The sequence below is a fragment of the Gemmatimonadota bacterium genome, from assembly GCA_039715185.1.
Lineage (GTDB): Bacteria > Gemmatimonadota > Gemmatimonadetes > Longimicrobiales > RSA9 > DATHRK01.
This window is the reverse complement of record JBDLIA010000026.1, coordinates 1-17,500: the sequence shown is the minus strand read 5'-3', so window position 1 is coordinate 17,500 and position 17,500 is coordinate 1. Positions and strand designations below refer to the sequence as shown.

15 protein-coding genes (1 of these 15 cut by a window edge) are annotated in these 17,500 nt (G+C 68.9%); 9 read left to right on the top strand and 6 right to left on the bottom strand.

The genetic code is table 11. The features are described from left to right. From typA to ABFS34_06795, 5 genes are all read right to left on the bottom strand, one after another. Window positions 1–79: the 5' end (the start) of a translational GTPase TypA gene (gene typA, locus ABFS34_06815; GenBank protein ID MEN8375145.1), read on the bottom strand. It extends 1,790 nt beyond the left edge of the window; 79 of the gene's 1,869 nt are visible here — the first part of the coding sequence; its start codon is at window positions 77–79; its stop codon lies beyond the left edge, outside the window. A gap of 101 nt (window positions 80–180) precedes the next feature. Then, on the bottom strand, window positions 181–675 hold the full coding sequence (locus ABFS34_06810; GenBank protein ID MEN8375144.1) for a hypothetical protein: 495 nt from the start codon (window positions 673–675) through the stop codon (window positions 181–183). 145 nt (window positions 676–820) lie between these two features. Further along, the gene (locus ABFS34_06805; protein MEN8375143.1) at window positions 821–1,219 is read right to left on the bottom strand and encodes a hypothetical protein; all 399 of its coding nucleotides are present in this window, start codon (window positions 1,217–1,219) and stop codon (window positions 821–823) included. Between the two features lie 63 nt (window positions 1,220–1,282). Then, window positions 1,283–2,233, bottom strand: coding sequence for a cation diffusion facilitator family transporter (locus tag ABFS34_06800; protein MEN8375142.1), 951 nt, complete (start codon window positions 2,231–2,233; stop codon window positions 1,283–1,285). Next, entirely contained in the window at window positions 2,230–3,564 is a 1,335-nt protein-coding gene (locus tag ABFS34_06795; protein MEN8375141.1) for a cation:proton antiporter, read from the bottom strand. Before ABFS34_06795 ends, ABFS34_06800 begins: the two co-directional genes overlap by 4 nt. Window positions 3,565–3,702: 138 nt before the next feature. Between ABFS34_06795 and ABFS34_06790 the strand changes: the two genes are divergently transcribed. The 8 genes from ABFS34_06790 (at window position 3,703) to ABFS34_06755 (ending at window position 14,495) form a co-directional block, all read left to right on the top strand. Continuing rightward, the gene (locus ABFS34_06790) at window positions 3,703–4,776 is read left to right on the top strand and encodes a DUF4837 family protein (GenBank protein MEN8375140.1); all 1,074 of its coding nucleotides are present in this window, start codon (window positions 3,703–3,705) and stop codon (window positions 4,774–4,776) included. 100 nt (window positions 4,777–4,876) lie between these two features. Beyond that, window positions 4,877–8,425, top strand: coding sequence for a DNA polymerase III subunit alpha (dnaE, locus tag ABFS34_06785; protein ID MEN8375139.1), 3,549 nt, complete (start codon window positions 4,877–4,879; stop codon window positions 8,423–8,425). 145 nt (window positions 8,426–8,570) lie between these two features. Next, window positions 8,571–8,996, top strand: a complete 426-nt coding sequence (locus tag ABFS34_06780) for a DUF6789 family protein (GenBank protein MEN8375138.1) — start codon at window positions 8,571–8,573, stop codon at window positions 8,994–8,996. 165 nt (window positions 8,997–9,161) lie between these two features. Further along, window positions 9,162–10,154: an acetyl-CoA carboxylase carboxyltransferase subunit alpha gene (locus tag ABFS34_06775; GenBank protein MEN8375137.1), complete on the top strand. Its 993-nt coding sequence runs from the start codon at window positions 9,162–9,164 to the stop codon at window positions 10,152–10,154. Window positions 10,155–10,240: 86 nt separating this feature from the next. Beyond that, window positions 10,241–11,245 carry a hypothetical protein gene (locus ABFS34_06770; protein MEN8375136.1) on the top strand — a complete coding sequence of 335 codons (1,005 nt, stop codon included), beginning with the start codon at window positions 10,241–10,243 and terminating at the stop codon, window positions 11,243–11,245. Further along, entirely contained in the window at window positions 11,242–11,841 is a 600-nt protein-coding gene (locus ABFS34_06765; protein ID MEN8375135.1) for a YdeI/OmpD-associated family protein, read from the top strand. The genes ABFS34_06770 and ABFS34_06765 overlap by 4 nt, the downstream gene beginning before the upstream one ends. Window positions 11,842–11,865: 24 nt before the next feature. After that, a complete protein-coding gene (locus tag ABFS34_06760; GenBank protein MEN8375134.1) occupies window positions 11,866–12,453 on the top strand; it encodes a hypothetical protein in 588 nt (195 codons plus the stop codon). Beyond that, window positions 12,450–14,495 carry an Ig-like domain-containing protein gene (locus ABFS34_06755; protein ID MEN8375133.1) on the top strand — a complete coding sequence of 682 codons (2,046 nt, stop codon included), beginning with the start codon at window positions 12,450–12,452 and terminating at the stop codon, window positions 14,493–14,495. Before ABFS34_06760 ends, ABFS34_06755 begins: the two co-directional genes overlap by 4 nt. Before the next feature lie 101 nt (window positions 14,496–14,596). Here ABFS34_06755 and ABFS34_06750 read toward each other — a convergent pair whose 3' ends face one another. Further along, the gene (locus ABFS34_06750; GenBank protein ID MEN8375132.1) at window positions 14,597–16,912 is read right to left on the bottom strand and encodes an aminotransferase class III-fold pyridoxal phosphate-dependent enzyme; all 2,316 of its coding nucleotides are present in this window, start codon (window positions 16,910–16,912) and stop codon (window positions 14,597–14,599) included. Window positions 16,913–17,036: 124 nt separating this feature from the next. Between ABFS34_06750 and ABFS34_06745 the strand changes: the two genes are divergently transcribed. After that, on the top strand, window positions 17,037–17,500 hold a 464-nt coding region (locus ABFS34_06745), incomplete at its 3' end, for a DUF3237 domain-containing protein (protein MEN8375131.1).

Below are 17,500 nucleotides of genomic sequence, written 5' to 3'. Positions count from 1 at the left end.
CGGCCTGGCGGAGCATCTGGTCGACCAGCGTGGTCTTGCCGTGGTCGACGTGCGCGATGATGGCGACGTTACGGATCATGGTCTGGTGGGACCGCCCGGGTCCCGAAAAGAGAAACGCGCCACCCGGATCCCCCGAGTGGCGCGCCCCTTACCCACGGCATGGCGCCGGGGTCCACGGACTTACATCTCGCCGTTGTCCTCGCCGTCGGCTTCCTCTTCCATCATGTCGTCCATCGAGGGAGCGTACTGGACCATGGTCACCGCGGCCTCGCAGGTGGACTCCACCAGGTTGTTGGTGAAGCCGCCCTCATCGTCCATCGCCAGGTCGAAGACGGCGGTCTCGCCGGCGCAGTCTCCGGACTCGTAAGCCACGTTGACGAGCCCTTCCTCGGCGCTCCACGTGCCACTGGAAATGGGCTCTCCGTTGACCGTAAACGCCCACGTGGTCTCCTCGAGGTGCAGCATGGCGACGTCGCCCTCGCCCATTTCGACGGAGCCACCCTCGACCGCCACCGCCGTATAATCGCCCACGGCCGGCAGCTCCATCGCCATGGCTTCGGCGGGCTCTTCCATTACCTCTTCCGCGGCGTCCGCAGCGTCTGCGGTCTCTTCCGCGGTGTCGCACGCGGCCACGCCGAACACGGCCACCAGCGCGAGCAACCAGAACTTCTTCATCTGTGGTGCCTCCTGAGAGGGGAAAGCAGGGTTGCGCAGCGGAAGAAGATCGGACCAACCGCCACGCGTCGCAATAGGTCGGGAGAATGCAAGAGGCGCGCCCAAACTCCGTCCCGGCCAACCAGGTCCGGCGTACCGTAACGGCCTAGCGCCTACTCAAAACGAGCCGCCCGCGGGTCCCGAGCAACGCCGGGCAGCGCCCGTCGAAGAAGTTGAGCGTCAGGCGCTCGTCGCCCCAGGTCCAGTTCCAGAAGCTGAGGACGCCGGCGCACTGACCACCTTCCGGAACGAAGGAAAGCCGGTTGCCGGTGGCGCGGTAGCCTCCCCTCTCTATCTCGCGCCCGTTCCGCCGCAGCACGTAGCCGAAGCCATCGAACTGCAACGTGACCTCCGTCGGGGGAGTGGCCGGGTCTATGACCAGATAGTCTCCGACCGGGGGCCCCCCGACTACGCGCAAGTCGCCGTCGTCTCCGCGGGACGCGCAGCCGAAAGCGGTGGCGGTGACCACGCAGGCCACGGCGGCGAAGCGCCAGAGAATCTTCATGGAGATCTCCTCAGAGCAGTCGGCACGATCAGTCTAGCCCTCGGAATCGGTCGGCACCACCGGCTAGAGTGGGTCTCGCGCTTCCTCTTCGGGAGGCGCACCGGCGGACCCGATCTGGTACAGAGATTGGCGCTCGATCTGCACCGTCACGTGCCTGATGCCGAAGCGCCGCTCCATGCAATCACGGATTTCCCCGAGCACGCGCTGGTTGTCGGCGGGGTCCGCCACAACGGCGTGCGCGCTCAGCGCCACGTAGCCGCTTGTCAGGGTCCACACGTGCAGGTCGTGGACGTCGTCTACGGGCTCCAACTCGATCATGGCCGCCCGCACCCCGGCGAGATCGATGTGCGCCGGCACGGCCTCCAGCAACACGTCGACCGATTCACGAACGAGCCGCCAGGCGCTCACGAGGATCAGCAGCGCCACGATCACGGAGATGATGGGATCCGCGGGCAACCAGCCGGTCAGCAGCACGACGAGCGCCGCGGCGATCGCCCCCACCGACCCGAGCAGGTCCCCGAGCACGTGCAGGTAAGCGCCGCGCACGTTGAGGCTCTCGTGGGACGCGCCGTGCAGGAGCCAGGCGGCGACGAGGTTGACCCCGAGCCCCAGCGTCGCCACCACCAGCATGAGCCCGCCCGCGATGGGCTCCGGCGTGAAGATGCGACGCCACGCCTCCACCACGATGAACCCCGCGATGACCAGCAGCGCGGCGCCGTTGACGAGGGCGGCCAGGATTTCCAGCCGATAGTAGCCGAAGGTCTTCTCGTCGGTCGCCGGAAGGCGCGCGAACCGGATCGCGAACAGCGACAGGGCGATCGCTCCGGCGTCGGTGAGCATGTGGCCGGCGTCCGCGAGCAGCGCGAGCGAGTTGGACAACAGACCGCCGGCCACCTCGGCGACCATGAAGCCCGCGGTGAGCACGAGGACCAGCCGGAGCCGGCCCGGTCCCACGTCGTGCGCCCGCATGTGGCGGCCGTGATCGTGGGTGTGCGGGTGCCCGTGCGTGCTCATTCCGCGGACCTGGAGGCCTCGCGGTAGATCTGCCGACCGTGCGCCTCGCCCGACGCCAGGAGTGCCGTCTTCAGCAGTACGGGACCCACCAGCAGGTGCACGATGATCACCGCGGCGGTAACCGCCACGAAGGTGCCGCCCCAGTCCGGAAACGCGTCCTGGACGAGCAGCGACAGCCCCAGCGTGACGCCCGCCTGCGAGATCAGGCCGCGCCAGGCGAGGCGCGACACTCCCTCCCGCAGCGCGACCACCCTGCCGGCCGCCCATACGCCCGCCCAGGTCAGGCCGAGCCGCGCCACCACGACCACCAGGGCGACCGCCCAGAACTCCGCCAGCGCCCCCAGGTCGAGCGCCGCGCCCGCGAGCGCGAAGAACAACGCGAACACCACGATCGCGTTGGCCTCCACGGCGTTCAGGAGCTGGTCTCCCGCCTGCGAGAAATTCTCGATCACGAACCCGGCCGCGATGGCGAGCAGGAGAAGCTCGACGTGGAGTTCGTGGGCGATGATCGTGAGCACGAAGGTGAAGATCAGCGTAGCCAGTATGCTGCGCACGCCGATGCGGACCAGATACAGCGAGAACCCCCAGCCGGCGAGCGCGCCGAGCACCAGCGCGCCTCCCACCTCCCAGGCGACCGTAGCCAGGACGCTCGCGTCCAGGTTCGCGTCGGGTTGCACGAGCGGACCCGCGAACGACAGCGCCGCGGCGAACGCGATGATCACGAGCACGTCCTTGAATACCGTGACCCCCAGGATGGTCTCGGTCACCGGCCCACGCGACCCGGTTTCGTTGATCACCGCGATGGTGGCGTCCGGCGAGGAATTAGCGCACCAGATTCCCAGCAGCAGCGCGACCGCCACCGTGAAGCCGAGCGGGCGATCCGCGAGCAACGGCAGAAGCGGTCGCGCCAGGATGACCATGGCGGAGATGCCGGTGACCACGATAGCCAGGACGGCTATGCTCACGCCCACGATCTGGGCGAGCATTCTGCGGAGGTCTTTGATCTTCAGCTCGCCACCCGCGGTCAGCGCGATGAGCGCGAGCGCGAGTTCATCGATCGTGCGCAGATCCTCCACCATGTCCGCGCTCAGCACCTCCAGCGCGAAGGGGCCGACGGCGATCCCGATCAGCACGTACCCGGTGACCCTCGGCAGCCCAATCGCCGCGGCGGCGCCCCCGGCGATGTACGCAGCGAGCAGGCTGAAGCCCAGCATGATCGCGGTCAGCCCCCCGGCCGGCGTTTGCGGCAGTCCGGTGAGCCAGGCGGTCAGCGCCACGAGGGCCAGCACGATCAGGGCGCGGCGGCCGAGGAGGAGGAGCCGATCGGTCATCGCCGGAGGGTAACGCGAGGCCCCGGCGCGGGCCAAGACGCCGGGCCGGAGCACCGCGGCGTCGGAAGTGTATGGGAGAAGACGCCGGCTACTGCGGACCCACATCGCGGCGTGTCTCAAACAATCGCGGAAGCCACCATGCGCCTACGCCAGACGGTCCTGCTCGTGACATCCGCGTGCGCGATGGCGTCGTGCGGAATGGATCGCTCATCGGTCGCCTACGGCACGCCCACGAGCATCATCGTCATCGCGACCGACCAGGTGTGGGAGTCGCTCGGCGATTCGCTGCGCACGGCCCTGGAGCCGGTCGTGTTCACGCTGCGGGACGAGCGCGCCTTCGACGTGACGCACGTCGTGCCCAACGATCCTCGCGTGAGCGAATACCGCAAGTTCCGGCAGGTCCTGGTGATCGGGCGCCCGGACGATCCCTGGGTCGCGCCGGCGGTGGGGCGGGCGAAGGATGCGCCGGTCGGACTCCCCGCGTTGCTCGAGGTGGACGACGTATGGGCCTTCGGCCAGCACGTCACGGCGATCGCGTTGGACCCCCAGAGCCCTCCCAGCGCGGGGCTACCCGTGTTCGGCGACGTGCGCCGCGGGGTGGACGAGCGATTCCGCTTCTACATGCTGCAGCGCATGTACGTGAGCGGCGTGAACGAAGACCTCGCCGAGCGGCTCCGCGAAGAGTCGGGGTTCTCGCTGATCCTGCCGCGGGTCTACAGGGAGGTCCCTGCCGAGGGCGTACGGATCTTCAAGAACGACTTGCCGGACCCGTGGATTCTGGCGCGCTACGTTCAGATTGAGGCGGTGGGTGGCGCGCGCACGGACGTGACCACCGAGGAACTGCTGGACTGGCGAGACTCCGTCGTGACGAACTATCCGCGGCGCATGATCACCGTAAGAGATCCCTTGATTGAAAGCACCCTGGAGGGTGGGGTGTTGGAGGTCCAGGGACGCTGGCAGACGCCCGAGCCCGACCCCGATTCGGGAGAAACGTACCACCCCGGCGGCGGCGCGTTCATCTCCAGGGTCGTGTCGTGCGCCGAGCAGGATCGCACCTATTTCATCGACTCCTGGCTATACGCTCCGGGCAAGGACAAGCTCGAGTACGTCATGCAACTGCGGACGATTCTGGGCACGTTCGAGTGCGGCGGGGCGACGGCCGCACCGGCGGAGGTGGCGCTGCGCTCGCCGAACGGCGACGATCGCGCGTAACTCTGCCCCATCCGCGCGGACGCCGGATCGGCCGATTGCCGGCGCCCATCCCCGCGGGTAGTATCCGCGCTCACGCATCGTCCCGGACCGCGACCGTCACGTGAGCTTCGTCCACCTACACACACATAGCGAATTCTCGCTCCTGGATGGGGCGAACCGGATCACCGACCTGTACCGGCGCGCCGAAGAGTTGGAGATGCCCGGGCTGGCGCTCACCGACCACGGCTGCCTGTTCGGCGCCTGGACCTTCCTGCAGCAGGCCAAGAAGCACAAAACGGTGAAGCCCATCGTCGGGATGGAGGCGTACGTCGCGCCCGGAAACCGGCGTGACCGGACCCCTTCGCCGGGCGAGCGCCCGTACTATCACCTGGTGCTGCTGGCGCGCGACGCGGTCGGCTACCGCAACCTCGTCCGGCTGAGCTCGATCGGCTATCTGGAGGGCTTCTACCGGCGCCCGCGGGTCGATCGTGAGGTCCTCGAAGCGCACTCGGAGGGGCTGATCGTGTCGTCCGCGTGCATGGCCGGCGAGGTGGCGCGCCAATTAACCGCCGGCCAGCGGGACGCCGCGCGCGCGACCGCGGAGTGGTACGCCAACGTCTTCGACGGGCGCTACTACCTGGAGGTGCAGGCGCACGACACGCCCGGCCAGGATACGCTCAACCAAGCCGTGTTTTCGCTCGCCGACGACATGGGCCTGCCGGTGATCGCCACCAACGACGCACACTTCCTGCGCCCCGAAGACCACGACGCCCACGACGTGCTGCTGTGCATCGGGCTCGGCAAGGACCGCACCGACGAGAGCCGGATGCGGTACGACCAGGGCCTCTATTTCAAGGGTCCGGAGGAGATCCGCGAGCGGTTCGCCGACCGGCCGGACGCGATCGAGAACACGCTCGCGATCGCCGATCAGGTGGACGTCGTGCTGAAGAAGCGCTACCACGTCCCGTCCTTCCCTCTGCCGGAAGACGCATCGACCGAGCAGGACCTGCTCAGGTCGATGACCTACGCACGCGCGCGCGAGAAGTTCGGCGAGGACCTGACGGAAGAAATCGGTGAGCGGCTCGAGTACGAGCTGTCCGTCATCACGGAGAACCCCGACGCGGACTACTCGGGCTATTTCCTGATCACCCAGGATTTCATCAACTGGGCCAAGGAGCGAGGCATCCCGGTTGGGCCCGGGCGCGGCTCGGCGGCGGGGTCGCTCGTGGCGTACGTGCTCGGCATCACCGACGTCGACCCGCTCGAGTTCGACCTGCTGTTCGAGCGCTTCCTGAATCCGGCCCGCGTGTCGATGCCCGACATCGACGTGGACTTCTGCTACGAGCGCCGCGGCGAGGTCATCGACTACGTGCGCGAGAAGTACGGCCGCGATTCGGTGGGACAGATCATCACGTTCGGGACCATGAAGTCGCGCGCCGTTGTGCGCGACGTGGGCCGCGTGCTGGGCTTCGAGCCGTCCGAAACGGACAGGCTGGCCAAGCTGATACCCAACGCACCCAACAACTCCCTCACCGTAGGCGAGGCCGCGGACAAGGTCACCGAGCTGCGCGAGCTGGTCCGCAACGACGAGCGCGTGCATACGCTCGTCGAGTACGCCAAGACCCTGGAGGGCCTGGCGCGCCACGCGAGCGTTCACGCCGCCGGCGTGGTCATCGCCCCGGGACCGCTGCACGAGTACGTGCCCGTGTGCACGCAGAGCACCAAGGGGTCCGGAGGGAACGGCGAGGAAGAAGCGCTGGTCACGCAGTGGGACATGATCGCGCTCGAGCAGGCCGGCATGCTCAAGATGGACTTCCTCGGCCTCAAGACGCTCACGGTGATCCACGACACCGAGGCCTGGATCCGCGAGCGTCACGGAGCCCTGAAGCACCCCGACACGGGCGCCGTCCACGGGCGCATGGAGGACGTGCCCCTGGACGACCCGGGCGTCTACGAAATGCTCGCCCGCGGCGGTACCATGGGCGTGTTCCAGTTCGAGTCCTCGCTCGCCAACGACAAGCTGCGCGCCATGCGCTGCGACCGCTTCGAGGACCTCGTCGCGACCAACGCGCTGATCCGTCCGGGCCCGCTGGACAGCGGCATGACCGACGTGTTCGTGCGCCGCAAGACGGGGCGCGAGCCGGTCACCTACCCGCTGCCCCAGATGGAGGAGGTGCTGGCGCCCACCTACGGCGTCATTACCTACCAGGAGCAGGTCATGCGCATCGCGCAGGTGCTGGCGGGGTTCTCGCTCGCCGAAGCCGACGTGCTGCGCAAGGCGGTGGGTAAGAAGGACGCCGCGCTGATCCGGCGCGAGCTGGGCAAGTTCGTGGAGCGCGCGGTGGAGACGGGCGTCCCGCAGCGGCAGGCCGAGGAGATTTCCGCGCAGATCGAGACCTTCGGCCGCTACGGCTTCAACCGGTCACACTCGGTCGCGTACGCGCTGCTGAGCTATCGCACCGCGTGGCTCAAGCGCTACTACCCCGCCGAGTTCATGGCGTCGGTGCTGACCGCGGTGGTCGGCAGCACCGACGACGTGGTGAAGTACATCAACGAGTGCCGCGAGTTGGGACGGTCGGTGCCGGGCTACGCCGACGGGATCAAGGTCCTGCCGCCTTCGATCGAGGAATCGGCGTGGGCGTTCACGCCCGTATCGGACGCCGAGGTGCGGTTCGGCCTCGGGGCGATCCGCGGGCTGGGCGAGGGAGCGGCGCGCTCGGTGGTGGAGGCGCGCGAAGAGGGCCCCTTCGAGTCCCTTTTCGACCTGTGCCAGCGCACCGATTCGCGCGCGTGCGGCAAACGTGCGCTCGAGGCGCTTATCCTGTCGGGCGCGTGCGACTCGCTGGGCCGGCGGGCGCCGCTCATGGCGGGGCTGGAGGCCACCATGCGTGAGGCCAGCCTGCGCCGCGAGGAAGCCGAGGTGGGCCAGGCGTCCCTGTTCGACGGCGGCGGCGCGGACGCACCGGGGAGGCCGGCGCCCAGGCTGCCGGAGGTCGCCGAATGGCCGGAGAAGGAACGGCTCACCAGGGAGAAGGAAATCCTGGGTTTCTTCATCAGCGGCCACCCGCTCGAACGCTTCCGGGACGTGCTCGGCGCGTTCAGCGGGGTCAATACGGCCAACCTGAAGGAGCACCGCGACCGCACGGTCGAGCTGCCCTGCGTGGTCACCGGGCTCAAACGGCAGTTTTCCCGCCGCAACGGCGCCGAATGGGCCCGGCTGTCGGTCGAGGATTTCCACGGCACCGCCACGGTACTCGCGTTCGGCGAGGCGTGGGAGGAGAACCGCTCCAGCATCGCGCAGGACGAGGCGGTGCTGGTGCGCGGGGAGGTGAGCGGCAAGGAGCGCGACGAGGACGCGCCGCCGATTTTCCTGCGCGAGGTGGTGCCCCTGCGCGACATCCGCGAGGGCGAGGCGCTGGCGCTGGAGCTGGACCTGGGCGTGGGCCTCACGGGGGTGGAGCAGGTCGAGACCGCGGCGCGCGCGCTCAAGGATCACCGGGGGGCCTCCCCGGTCACGCTGCTCTGGCGCCGCGAAAACGGGAACGGCGGCGAAGTGCAGCGTTTCCGCTCGCGCTCGCTGCGCGTGGACGTGACGCCCGTGCTGATGGCGGAGTTGCGCGCGCTCTTCGGCGACGAGCACGTACGGCTCGTGCGGGTGGAAGGCGTGTAGCGGCGGGCTCGCCCCACCCCTACAGGAACCCGGAGACGTTCCCTCGCCTTCCTCGACTCGATGCGGCGCGTTGACGGTAACGCCCGCGAGTGACCGCCACCGGAGACCCCGCGTGCGCCGGTCCGCACCCTTTGTTGGAGGGCACATGAACACGAACTTGGGACGTGCTGCGCTCGCCGGAGTGGTCGGAACCGCCGTGATGACGCTGGTGGCGACAAAGATCGCACCCATGATGGGCATGCCGCCCATGAACCCCGCGGACATGCTCGCCGGATTCATGGCCGACAACGCGATGATGGGCTGGATCGCCCACTTCATGATCGGGATCGTGCTCGCCGGCATCTACGGCTCGGTGGCCGGCAAGCTGCCCGGCCCGCCGGTGGCACGAGGGGCGCTCTTCGCGCTGGCGCCGTTCCTGGTTTTGCAGGTCGTTCTCATGCCCATGATGGGACTCGGTTTCTTCTCCGGGTCGGCTTCCATGGCCATGGGCGCCCTGGTCGGGCACCTGATCTACGGAGCCGTCGTGGGCGGAATCTACGGGGCGCCCTCCGCGCAAGCGGCGGCCGCGTAGGACGGAAGCCGTTTCCGCACGCTGCGGCCGGGGAGGACGCCCGGGCCGCAGCGTGCAATCCCGCCGTTCCGCGAGCGCGGGCGCGACCCCCGCGCTTGCGCGAACCTTCGCGGGGCCCCTCATTTCCAGACCCATGAGCGATTTCACCGCGGTCCGAGCAGACGCATGACGTCCGACTCCGCCCCCAACGGCGACATCGTCGTCGGCCAGCCGGACTTCGAGCGCCCCATCTCGGAGCTGGAGCGCCAGATCACCGAGCTGCAGCGCATGGCACGCGAGCACGAGCTGGATGTGAGCGCCGAGTTGGAGGTCCTCCAGGTCAAGCTCGCCGAGCAGCGGGAAGAGGTCTACCGCAACATGACCGCGGTGAACCGCGTGCAGCTCGCCCGCCACCCCAAGCGCCCCTACGCCCTCGACTACATCGACATGGTGTTCGAGGACTGGACCGAGTTGCACGGCGATCGCGCGTATCGGGACGACGAGGCGATCGTGGGTGGCTGGGCGCGGCTGGACGGGCGCACGGTGATGGTCATCGGCCACCAGAAGGGCCGCGACATGAAGGAGAACCTGCGCCGCAACTTCGGCATGCCCCACCCGGAGGGCTACCGCAAGGCGCTTCGGCTGATGCACCAGGCCGACAAGTTCGGGCACCCCGTCGTGACGCTCATCGACACGCCGGGCGCGTATCCCGGATTGGGCGCGGAAGAGCGTGGGCAGGCCGAAGCCATCGCCCGCAACCTGCTCGAGATGGCGGGCCTCGGGGTGCCGCTCGTGTCCGTGGTGATCGGAGAGGGGGGCAGCGGGGGGGCGCTCGCGCTGGGCGTGACGGACCGCATCCTCATGCTGGAGAACTCCGTATACAGCGTCATCTCGCCGGAAGGCTGCGCCGCCATACTATGGAAGACCGCCGACCGGCGGGACCAGGCCGCGGAGGCGCTCAAGATCACGGCCCCGGACCTGATCGAGCTGGGCGTGGTCGACGAGGTGATTCCGGAGCCTCAGGGGGGAGCGCACAACGGCCCGGGCGAGGCCGCGGATGCAGTGCACGAGGCGCTCGTGCGGCACCTCGACGAACTCGTCGCCATGTCCGCGGACGAACGCCGCGCCACGCGCTGGGCCAAGTACGAGGCGATGGGAAGCTGGCGAGAGGCAGAGTAGTGGGTTCTGCGTTAGCCGCCATGGAATCCGGCACCGTTGAGGGTGTGCGTGCTCGGTGTGCGGTTCTCTGCGCGCGAGTCGGGCTCGTGGCGGCCCTGGCGTCTGTGTTGCCCGCGCAGGCGACCGCGCAGGCGGACGGCGCCCCGCCCAGCTTCGTGGCGGCTTCGAGAGCGTTCGAGTTGCACAGCGACCAGCGGCTCAACCTCCACGACTTCCTGTACGCGCGTGTCAGGGCGGATACGCTGGACGCGCACGGCCGCGCGGCCACGGCCGGGGACCGACGGGCGAAGGATGAGGCGTGCCTCGCCGGAATGGACGAAGCGTCAAGCGCGGGCTGGCGGAGCGCCGAAGTGACCTACGCCGCCATCATGGATCGGCACCACTTCGATGGGCCCGCCATCGCCATCCGGTACGAGGTCGCGGGCTTCGACGTGGGCATGGAGGTAGAGGACTCCGTGCGTGGCCCGGTGCTGGAGGCGCTCGCGGCCGCCGAGGCGGCGTACCGGGCCTGCTGGTGGCCGGAGCACGACGCCCGCAATCGGGAGTGGGCGGCAAGCCTGTTGCCGCGCCTGGTCCGTCACGAGGACCGGCTCATGGCCCGCCTGGCGGCCGCGTTCGGCGCGCCGTGGCCGGCCCGCATGAGGGTCGACGTGGCGGGCTGGGCCGGGCCCGGCGGCGCAAACACCGTCTTCGAGCCCAACCACATCGTCGTTTCCGCCGCCGACCCCGCGTACGTGGGTGACGCCGCGCTGGAGATGATCTTCCACGAGGCCTCCCACACGCTGGTCAGCGGCCGGCGTGGAGCCATCGCGGCCGCGATCCGGACTGCGACCGAGTCGCTGGACGTCGAGGCCCCACGTATCCTGTGGCACGTGCTGCTCTTCCACACGGCGGGCTACGAGACGCGTCGACTCCTCGCCGAGCACGGCTACCCCAGCTACTCGCCCTACCTCTACGCTCAGGGCTTGTACGCGAACGCGTGGCCGAGCCTGCGCGGTCCCATCGAGCGTCACTGGGAAGGGTACCTGCGGGGTGAGGTCGACATGGCCGACGCGGTCAGAGAGATCGTCGCGGCGATCGCCGGAACGTGACTGCACGCGCCGACCGGCCGTTGGACGACCCCGTCTTCTTTCCGACTCCAAACCACCTGCGCGGCTGGTTCGACGAGCACCACGAATCGGCCGACCTGCTCTGGGTCGGTTATTACAAGAAGGCCACGGGCCGACCCAGCGTGACCTGGGAGGAGTCGCGCGATCAGGCGCTCTGCTTCGGCTGGATCGACGGCCTCCGCAGGTCCTTGGACGAGTCCGCTTACAAGGTGCGGTTCACGCCGCGACGGCCGGGCAGCAAGTGGAGCCTTGTCAACCTAGGCCGGGTCGGCGAGCTCGAAGCGGCCGGCCTCATGACCCCCGCGGGACTGGCGGCCTTTGCGGGAGCCGACGAGGCCGAGGCCCGCAGGCAGTCAGAATGGCGCGGAACGGCAGCGCTGCGCGACGACTACCTGGCAGAACTCGAGGCCGCGGGGGCGGCTTGGGAGTACCTGGAGTCTCAGCCACCGTCCTACCGCCGGGATGTGGCGCGCTGGATCATGGACGCGAAGCGGGAAGGGACGCGCCGCCGCAGGCTCGCGGTGCTCATCGAAGATTCCCTCGCCGGCCGAAGGATCAAACCGCTTCGCGCAGACTAGTCTACCCCACACCACACGCGAGCCGTGGACTATCCCCTTCGACTCACATTCAAGATCCTGGCGATCTCCCCGCAGATCCGCGTTCACGATGCGCGCGGAGACCTGGTCTTCTTCGTCAAGCAGAAAGCCTTCAAGCTGCGCGAAGCCGTCACCGTGTACGCGGATGAAACGCAGACCCGCGAGTTGGCCACCATCCTGGCCGATCGCGTCGTGGATTTTTCCGCTTCGTACATATTCAGAGATGCCACCGGAGAGCCGTTCGGAGCGCTGCGGCGCCGAGGAATGAAGTCCCTGTGGAAGGCGCACTACGACATAGTCGGCCCCGAGGGCCAGGTCGCGCTGCACATCGCCGAGGACAACGCGCTGGTGAAATTCTTCGACGGGATATTCCGGGGGATCCCGATCGTGAACATGCTTTCGGGTTACGTCTTCAACCCCACCTACAGCGTCGCCACCGAGGACGGGCGCGTCGTCTTCCGCATGCTGAAGCGGCCGTCCTTCCTGGAAAGCCGGTTCGACATCGAAGAGGTGATCGACCTACCCGAATCGACCGAGGGCCTGGTCGTGCTCAGCCTGCTCATGATGGTGCTGCTGGAGAGGGCCAGAGGGTGAACGCCACGGCGAAGTTTACCGTCGCGCTGGCCGCTGTGGTCGGTGGCGCGGCTTGTGGAGCAGATACTGGCGGGACGGCCCCACCCGGGGATCTCCCACCTGCCCGCATTGTGTCCGCCACTACCTTGCCGACGACCGCCCGGGCGACCGATGTCCTTCCGGTGACGGTCCGCGTGCTCGACGTCGAGGGAAATCCCGCGCAGGGAATTCCCGTTGCGTGGGAGTCCAGGAGGCTCTCGCCAAGTGGAGATCCGGTTCCGCATGGAGAGGTGAGCGGAGCAGGCCCCACCGATGAGGCCGGCGAGACCACTGTCGCTTGGCGCCTGGGAGAGCTCGCGACCGAGCAACTTCTCTCGGCGACGCTGGCCTCGGTGCCGACCCTGAGCTTGACGTTCCGGCTCGATGTCAAAGCTGGCGTCGCCAGCGTTCTTTCGCTGTCGCCCGACTCCCTCTCCTTCGACGCGCTGGGTGACTCCGCCGCGTTGATGCATGTGGCTCGGGACGAGTACGGGAACGCCCTGGCTGCGGGCCAGCTGTCCTTGTCGAGTGGGGATACGCTGGTCGCCAGGCTGTCGGGCGATTGGGTTCGTTCTACCGGGAACGGCCTAACCGTTGTCGAGCTAATAGCGGATGGACTTAGAGATGTCCTCTTCGTCAGGGTCCAGCAGTCGCCCCGGTTTGCCACGGTGGGGCCATCGGACAGACTTCTGATGGTTGGGGACACCTCGGCAGTTACGGCGACGGCTCTGGACCGCAATGGCTTTCCGATCGATGGAATTGCGTTCACCTTCGTTTCTGTCGATCCCGGTATCGCGTCTGTCAGCGACGCTGGGCTCGTAACCGGGGTCGCGGAGGGAAGGGCCGAGATCCGGGCGAGGACTGTTGACTCGTCTCCCGCCTCGGGCAGCGTATTCATTTCCGTATTCGATCCCCAGCCGTTCGTTCTTCGAGACATCCAATCGGGATCCTCGCACCTGTGTGGCCTCGATGCGGGCGGGATCGCATGGTGCTGGGGGGACGACGGGGAAGGCCAACTCGGGGCCGGCGCACCAATCGACTGTGGATTCGGAGCCACTTCATGTTCGGAGTATCCGATCCGTATGGCCGATGTCGGTCTGTCATTGATCGGAGATCACGGTCTTTGCGGCGTGCGCGCCGACGGCCAGGGGTTCTGCTGGGGCGTCGGCTTCCTTGGAGACAGCACGGAACACGTGGAGCCCGCCCGCGAACCGGTGGCGGTGCTCGGCCCCGTAGGGTTCCTGCAGATAGACGGCGGCGGCGAACGCGTATGCGGGATCGGAGTGGACAGCCTGGCATACTGCTGGGGCGCAGCCTCCCCCCCGCTCGGCGACGAAACGTTCACTGAGCGGGCCGCGCCGACGAAGGTGAAGCTTGAAGAACGGGTTCGAACAATCAGCGTGAGCCGCAACCACTCGTGTGCCATTGCTATGGACGGGGCGGCCTGGTGTTGGGGTTCCGATGGATTCGGCCAGCTCGGCGATGGAAACCAGGGCTTCTCCGCTGTCCCGGTACTTGTTGCCGGCGGGCTACGCTTCCAGACCATCTCGGTGGGCGACATCACGTCCTGCGGGGTGGCCGCTGGCGGGGATATCCATTGCTGGGGCAGCAACGTTTTCGGTCAACTGGGGATCGGAGACTTGTCCATGGACCGTAGCCCGGTCCCGGTTCGCGCCGAAACGCCCGCTGGAGTTGCGTTCAAGGGGGTTGCGGTCGGGTCGGGTCACGTGTGCGCGATCGACACGCAGGGCGTTCTATATTGCTGGGGCGACGACCATCGGGGGCAACTCGGCGTCGATATCGCGCAGGAAGACTGCTCCGGCGCGCCATGTGCCAGTCGCCCCACGAGGGTGTCGTCCGACGAGAGGTTCGCGCAGGTGTCCCTTGGCTTCTCTCATTCGTGCGCCCTGGCCGAGGACGGCGTAACCTACTGCTGGGGGGGCGCCGGGCCGGCTCTCGGCATTGGTCGCTTCCCCTCCAACGTGCCGCGCCCGGTCAGGGTTGACGGAAGGTTCTCTCAGTAGAAGCCAGCGAGTTGGGCGCCTCCTCCGGGAGGCTCCACCGCCGGTCCCGGATGGGCCCCTTCGGCACCGGCCCCGGTGCATTCGTGTCGGAGCCCGTTCGCTCAAGGCGCCACCTCGTCCAGGGTCGTTTCCAGCAGGCGCAACGCCGTGTCCACGTCGTCGGCGTCCAGCACCATGGGCGGCTTGATCTTGATGACGTTGTGGTCCGGCCCGTCCGCGCTGAGAAGCACGCCGAGTTCGCGCATGCGCTGCACGATGGCGTCCGCCACTGTCGCGTCTGGCGCCGGCGGCGCGTCGGCGCCGACGTCGGAGCCGGCCTTGATGATCTCCAGGCCCATGAACAGCCCCGCGCCGCGTACGTCGCCGATGCACGCGAACCGATCGGACAGCCCCCGCAGGCCGTCCACGAACCGTGAGCCCAGCTCGACGGCTCGCTCCTGCAGCCGCTCGTCCCGGATCACGTCCAGCACCGCGGTCCCGATCGCGCAGGAGACGGGGTTGCCGCCGAAGGTGCTGAAGAACTCCATGCCGTTGTCGAACGAGTCGGCGATCTCGCGGGTCGTGACGACGGCGCCCATCGGGTGGCCGTTTCCCATGGGCTTGCCGAGCACCACGATATCCGGAACGACCCCCTGGAGCTCGAACCCCCAGAACGCCTCGCCGACCCGGCCGAAGCCTACCTGAACCTCGTCGATGATGCACACGCCGCCCGCCCCGCGAACGTGGGCGAAGGCGGTGCGCAGATAGCCGGGTGGCGGCACGATCTGCCCCGCGCAGCCGGGCAGGCTCTCCGCGAGGAACGCGCCCACGGGTCGCGGGCTGTCGCCGATGGCGGCCGCGACCGCGTCGCCGTAGCGGATGCCCACGTCCTCCCCGTCGCCCCGCAAGGGACCCCGATACGGATCGGGCGTGGGCACGGTCGCCACCCCGGGTCCGGCCGCGCCGGAGCCCCCGGGCCCGCGGAACTTGTACGGACTCGCGCCGATGAGCGTCCCGGTGTGGCCGTGGTAGGCGCCGTCCAGCACCAGGAGCCCGGGCCGCCCGGTGTGGGCACGCGCCAGGCGCAGCGCGAGTTCGTTCGCCTCCGTGCCCGAGCACACGAAGTAGGCCACGGACAGGGGGTCGGGCAGCGTCCCGCACAGGCGCTCGGCGTACTCGGTGAGCTGCGGGTAGAGGTAACGGGTGTTGGTGTTCAGCGTCGCCATCTGCGCCTGACCGGCGGCCACCACGCGCGGGTGACAGTGGCCCACGTGGCACACGTTGTTGACGAGGTCCAGGTAGGCTCGCCCGTCGGCGTCGAAGAGGTACTGGCCTCGCCCGGCGATGACGGCGAGCGGGCGCCGGTACGAGACGCTCAAGGAAGGACCGATCACGGCTCGGCGGGCCTCGCGGAGGGTCTCCACGTCCGCGGCCCGGTCGTGAACCGCGGACAACCCGCACGCGCGCCGCAGGTGGTCCTCCGCCGACGAAGGCGGCACGTCCGCGGTGGCCTCCAGCGCCGACCACGCTCCCGCCTCGCTCACGTAGAGGTAAGGCTCGTCGGGCCGCTCCTGGCGTCTGCGCGCGGCAACCAGCACCGTGACCGCGAGGCGCGCCCGCACGAACGGCCACAGCGCCGCGAACTCCGCGCCGGCCAGCGGCGCGTGCCGGTGGAAGCCCGCGGCCACCGAGCCGGCCGCCTCCAGCGGATCGTCGGTTCCCACGACCGCGTAGGCGATGGCGATCGCGGGCTCGGCGACCACGAAGTCGACGGATGCGTCGCCCAGGTCGCACAGGCCCACCAACCGGTCCCCGTCAACGAACAGATTGTGATCGTTCGCGTCGCCGTGGATCACCGCCCGCCGCAGTTCGCTGCCGAAGCGGAGCATGGCCGCGCGGCAGTCCAGCAGCGCCCTCTCCACCAACGCTCGCCGAGGCGCCGGCACGAGGCCGACCGCGTCGCCGTGCCGCGGGGCGTCCGAAACGCGCCATTCGTGGTGGCGCTCGGCGCCGGGGTGGGAAAAGGGCTCGAGGGCAACGGTGAGCCTGCCCAAAGTCTCGCCCAGGCCAAGCAGCTGCGCCGGCGAGGCGGGAGTCGACCGATCGGCCCACAGGGCGCCCTGGAGGAAACTCAGCAGGCGCACCGTCCGGCCGTCCTCGAGCGACACCCTGTCGCGTCCGTCCTGGGTGGGGATCAGGCGCGGGAACGCCACGCCGATGTCCGCGCCGGCCAAGTGCTCATAGAGGGCCGCTTCGAGGTCGATCTGCCCGGTAGGCGTTTGGGGCGACGCGACCTTTACCACCGCCGCCACCCCGTCGCGGCGCCGCACGACGTAGTTGCGCCCGTCGTACCCGACCAGGGGTCGCCACTCCCCGCGCAGCGCATACCGCTGCGCGACCGCGGCGAGTACGGCGTCGTCTGGGATTCCGCTTGCCATATCTCAGTCTAGACGGCCGGTGCGGAGCGGCGCCATGAAGCGTCCGGAACCGGCGGAGGGCTGGAGGGCTTGCCCAAGACGGTCAGTCCCGCCGCCACGGCATTCTCCGGAAAGGAGTCCAGCCGTGTCTCATCAATCCCGGCGTTCCTTCCTCGCGGCCGGGGGCGCGCTTCTGGCGGCGACCCCGCTGGGCGCGGTCGATCTCCCCGGCCCGCGCCAACGGGTGACGCGGGCCGTCCGGCCGGCCATGTGGCCGCTGGACTCGCGGCACCTGTTCGACCTGACGGCGCAAATCGAAGCGCCGCAGAACATCGGCCAGACGCCGTCCGGCACCCGGCAGGTCTTCTACGTCACGGGCGGTTCCTTCCAGGGAGAGCGCCTGAGCGGAGACGTTCTCCCCGGCGGCGGCGACTGGATGGTGCGGGACGCGTCGGGAGTCGGCCGGCTGGACGTGCGGCTGTCCGTGCGCACCCATGACGGCCACCTCGTCTACGTCCGCTACCGCGGCGTACTGTGGATCCCGCCGGACACGCGCTCTCGCATGCAGGCGGGCGAGGCGGTGGGCGCCGCGGACTACTACTTCCGCGT

Excerpts from the sequence above, each read along its gene's own strand:
- ABFS34_06790 (MEN8375140.1), top strand. The coding sequence starts at position 3,703 with ATGCGCCTACGCCAGACGGTCCTGCTCGTGACATCCGCGTGCGCGATG.
- ABFS34_06805 (MEN8375143.1), bottom strand. The coding sequence starts at position 1,219 with ATGAAGATTCTCTGGCGCTTCGCCGCCGTGGCCTGCGTGGTCACCGCC.
- ABFS34_06810 (MEN8375144.1), bottom strand. The coding sequence starts at position 675 with ATGAAGAAGTTCTGGTTGCTCGCGCTGGTGGCCGTGTTCGGCGTGGCC.
- ABFS34_06795 (MEN8375141.1), bottom strand. The coding sequence starts at position 3,564 with ATGACCGATCGGCTCCTCCTCCTCGGCCGCCGCGCCCTGATCGTGCTG.
- ABFS34_06775 (MEN8375137.1), top strand. The coding sequence starts at position 9,162 with ATGACGTCCGACTCCGCCCCCAACGGCGACATCGTCGTCGGCCAGCCG.
- ABFS34_06800 (MEN8375142.1), bottom strand. The coding sequence starts at position 2,233 with ATGAGCACGCACGGGCACCCGCACACCCACGATCACGGCCGCCACATG.
- ABFS34_06750 (MEN8375132.1), bottom strand. The coding sequence starts at position 16,912 with ATGGCAAGCGGAATCCCAGACGACGCCGTACTCGCCGCGGTCGCGCAG.
- ABFS34_06780 (MEN8375138.1), top strand. The coding sequence starts at position 8,571 with ATGAACACGAACTTGGGACGTGCTGCGCTCGCCGGAGTGGTCGGAACC.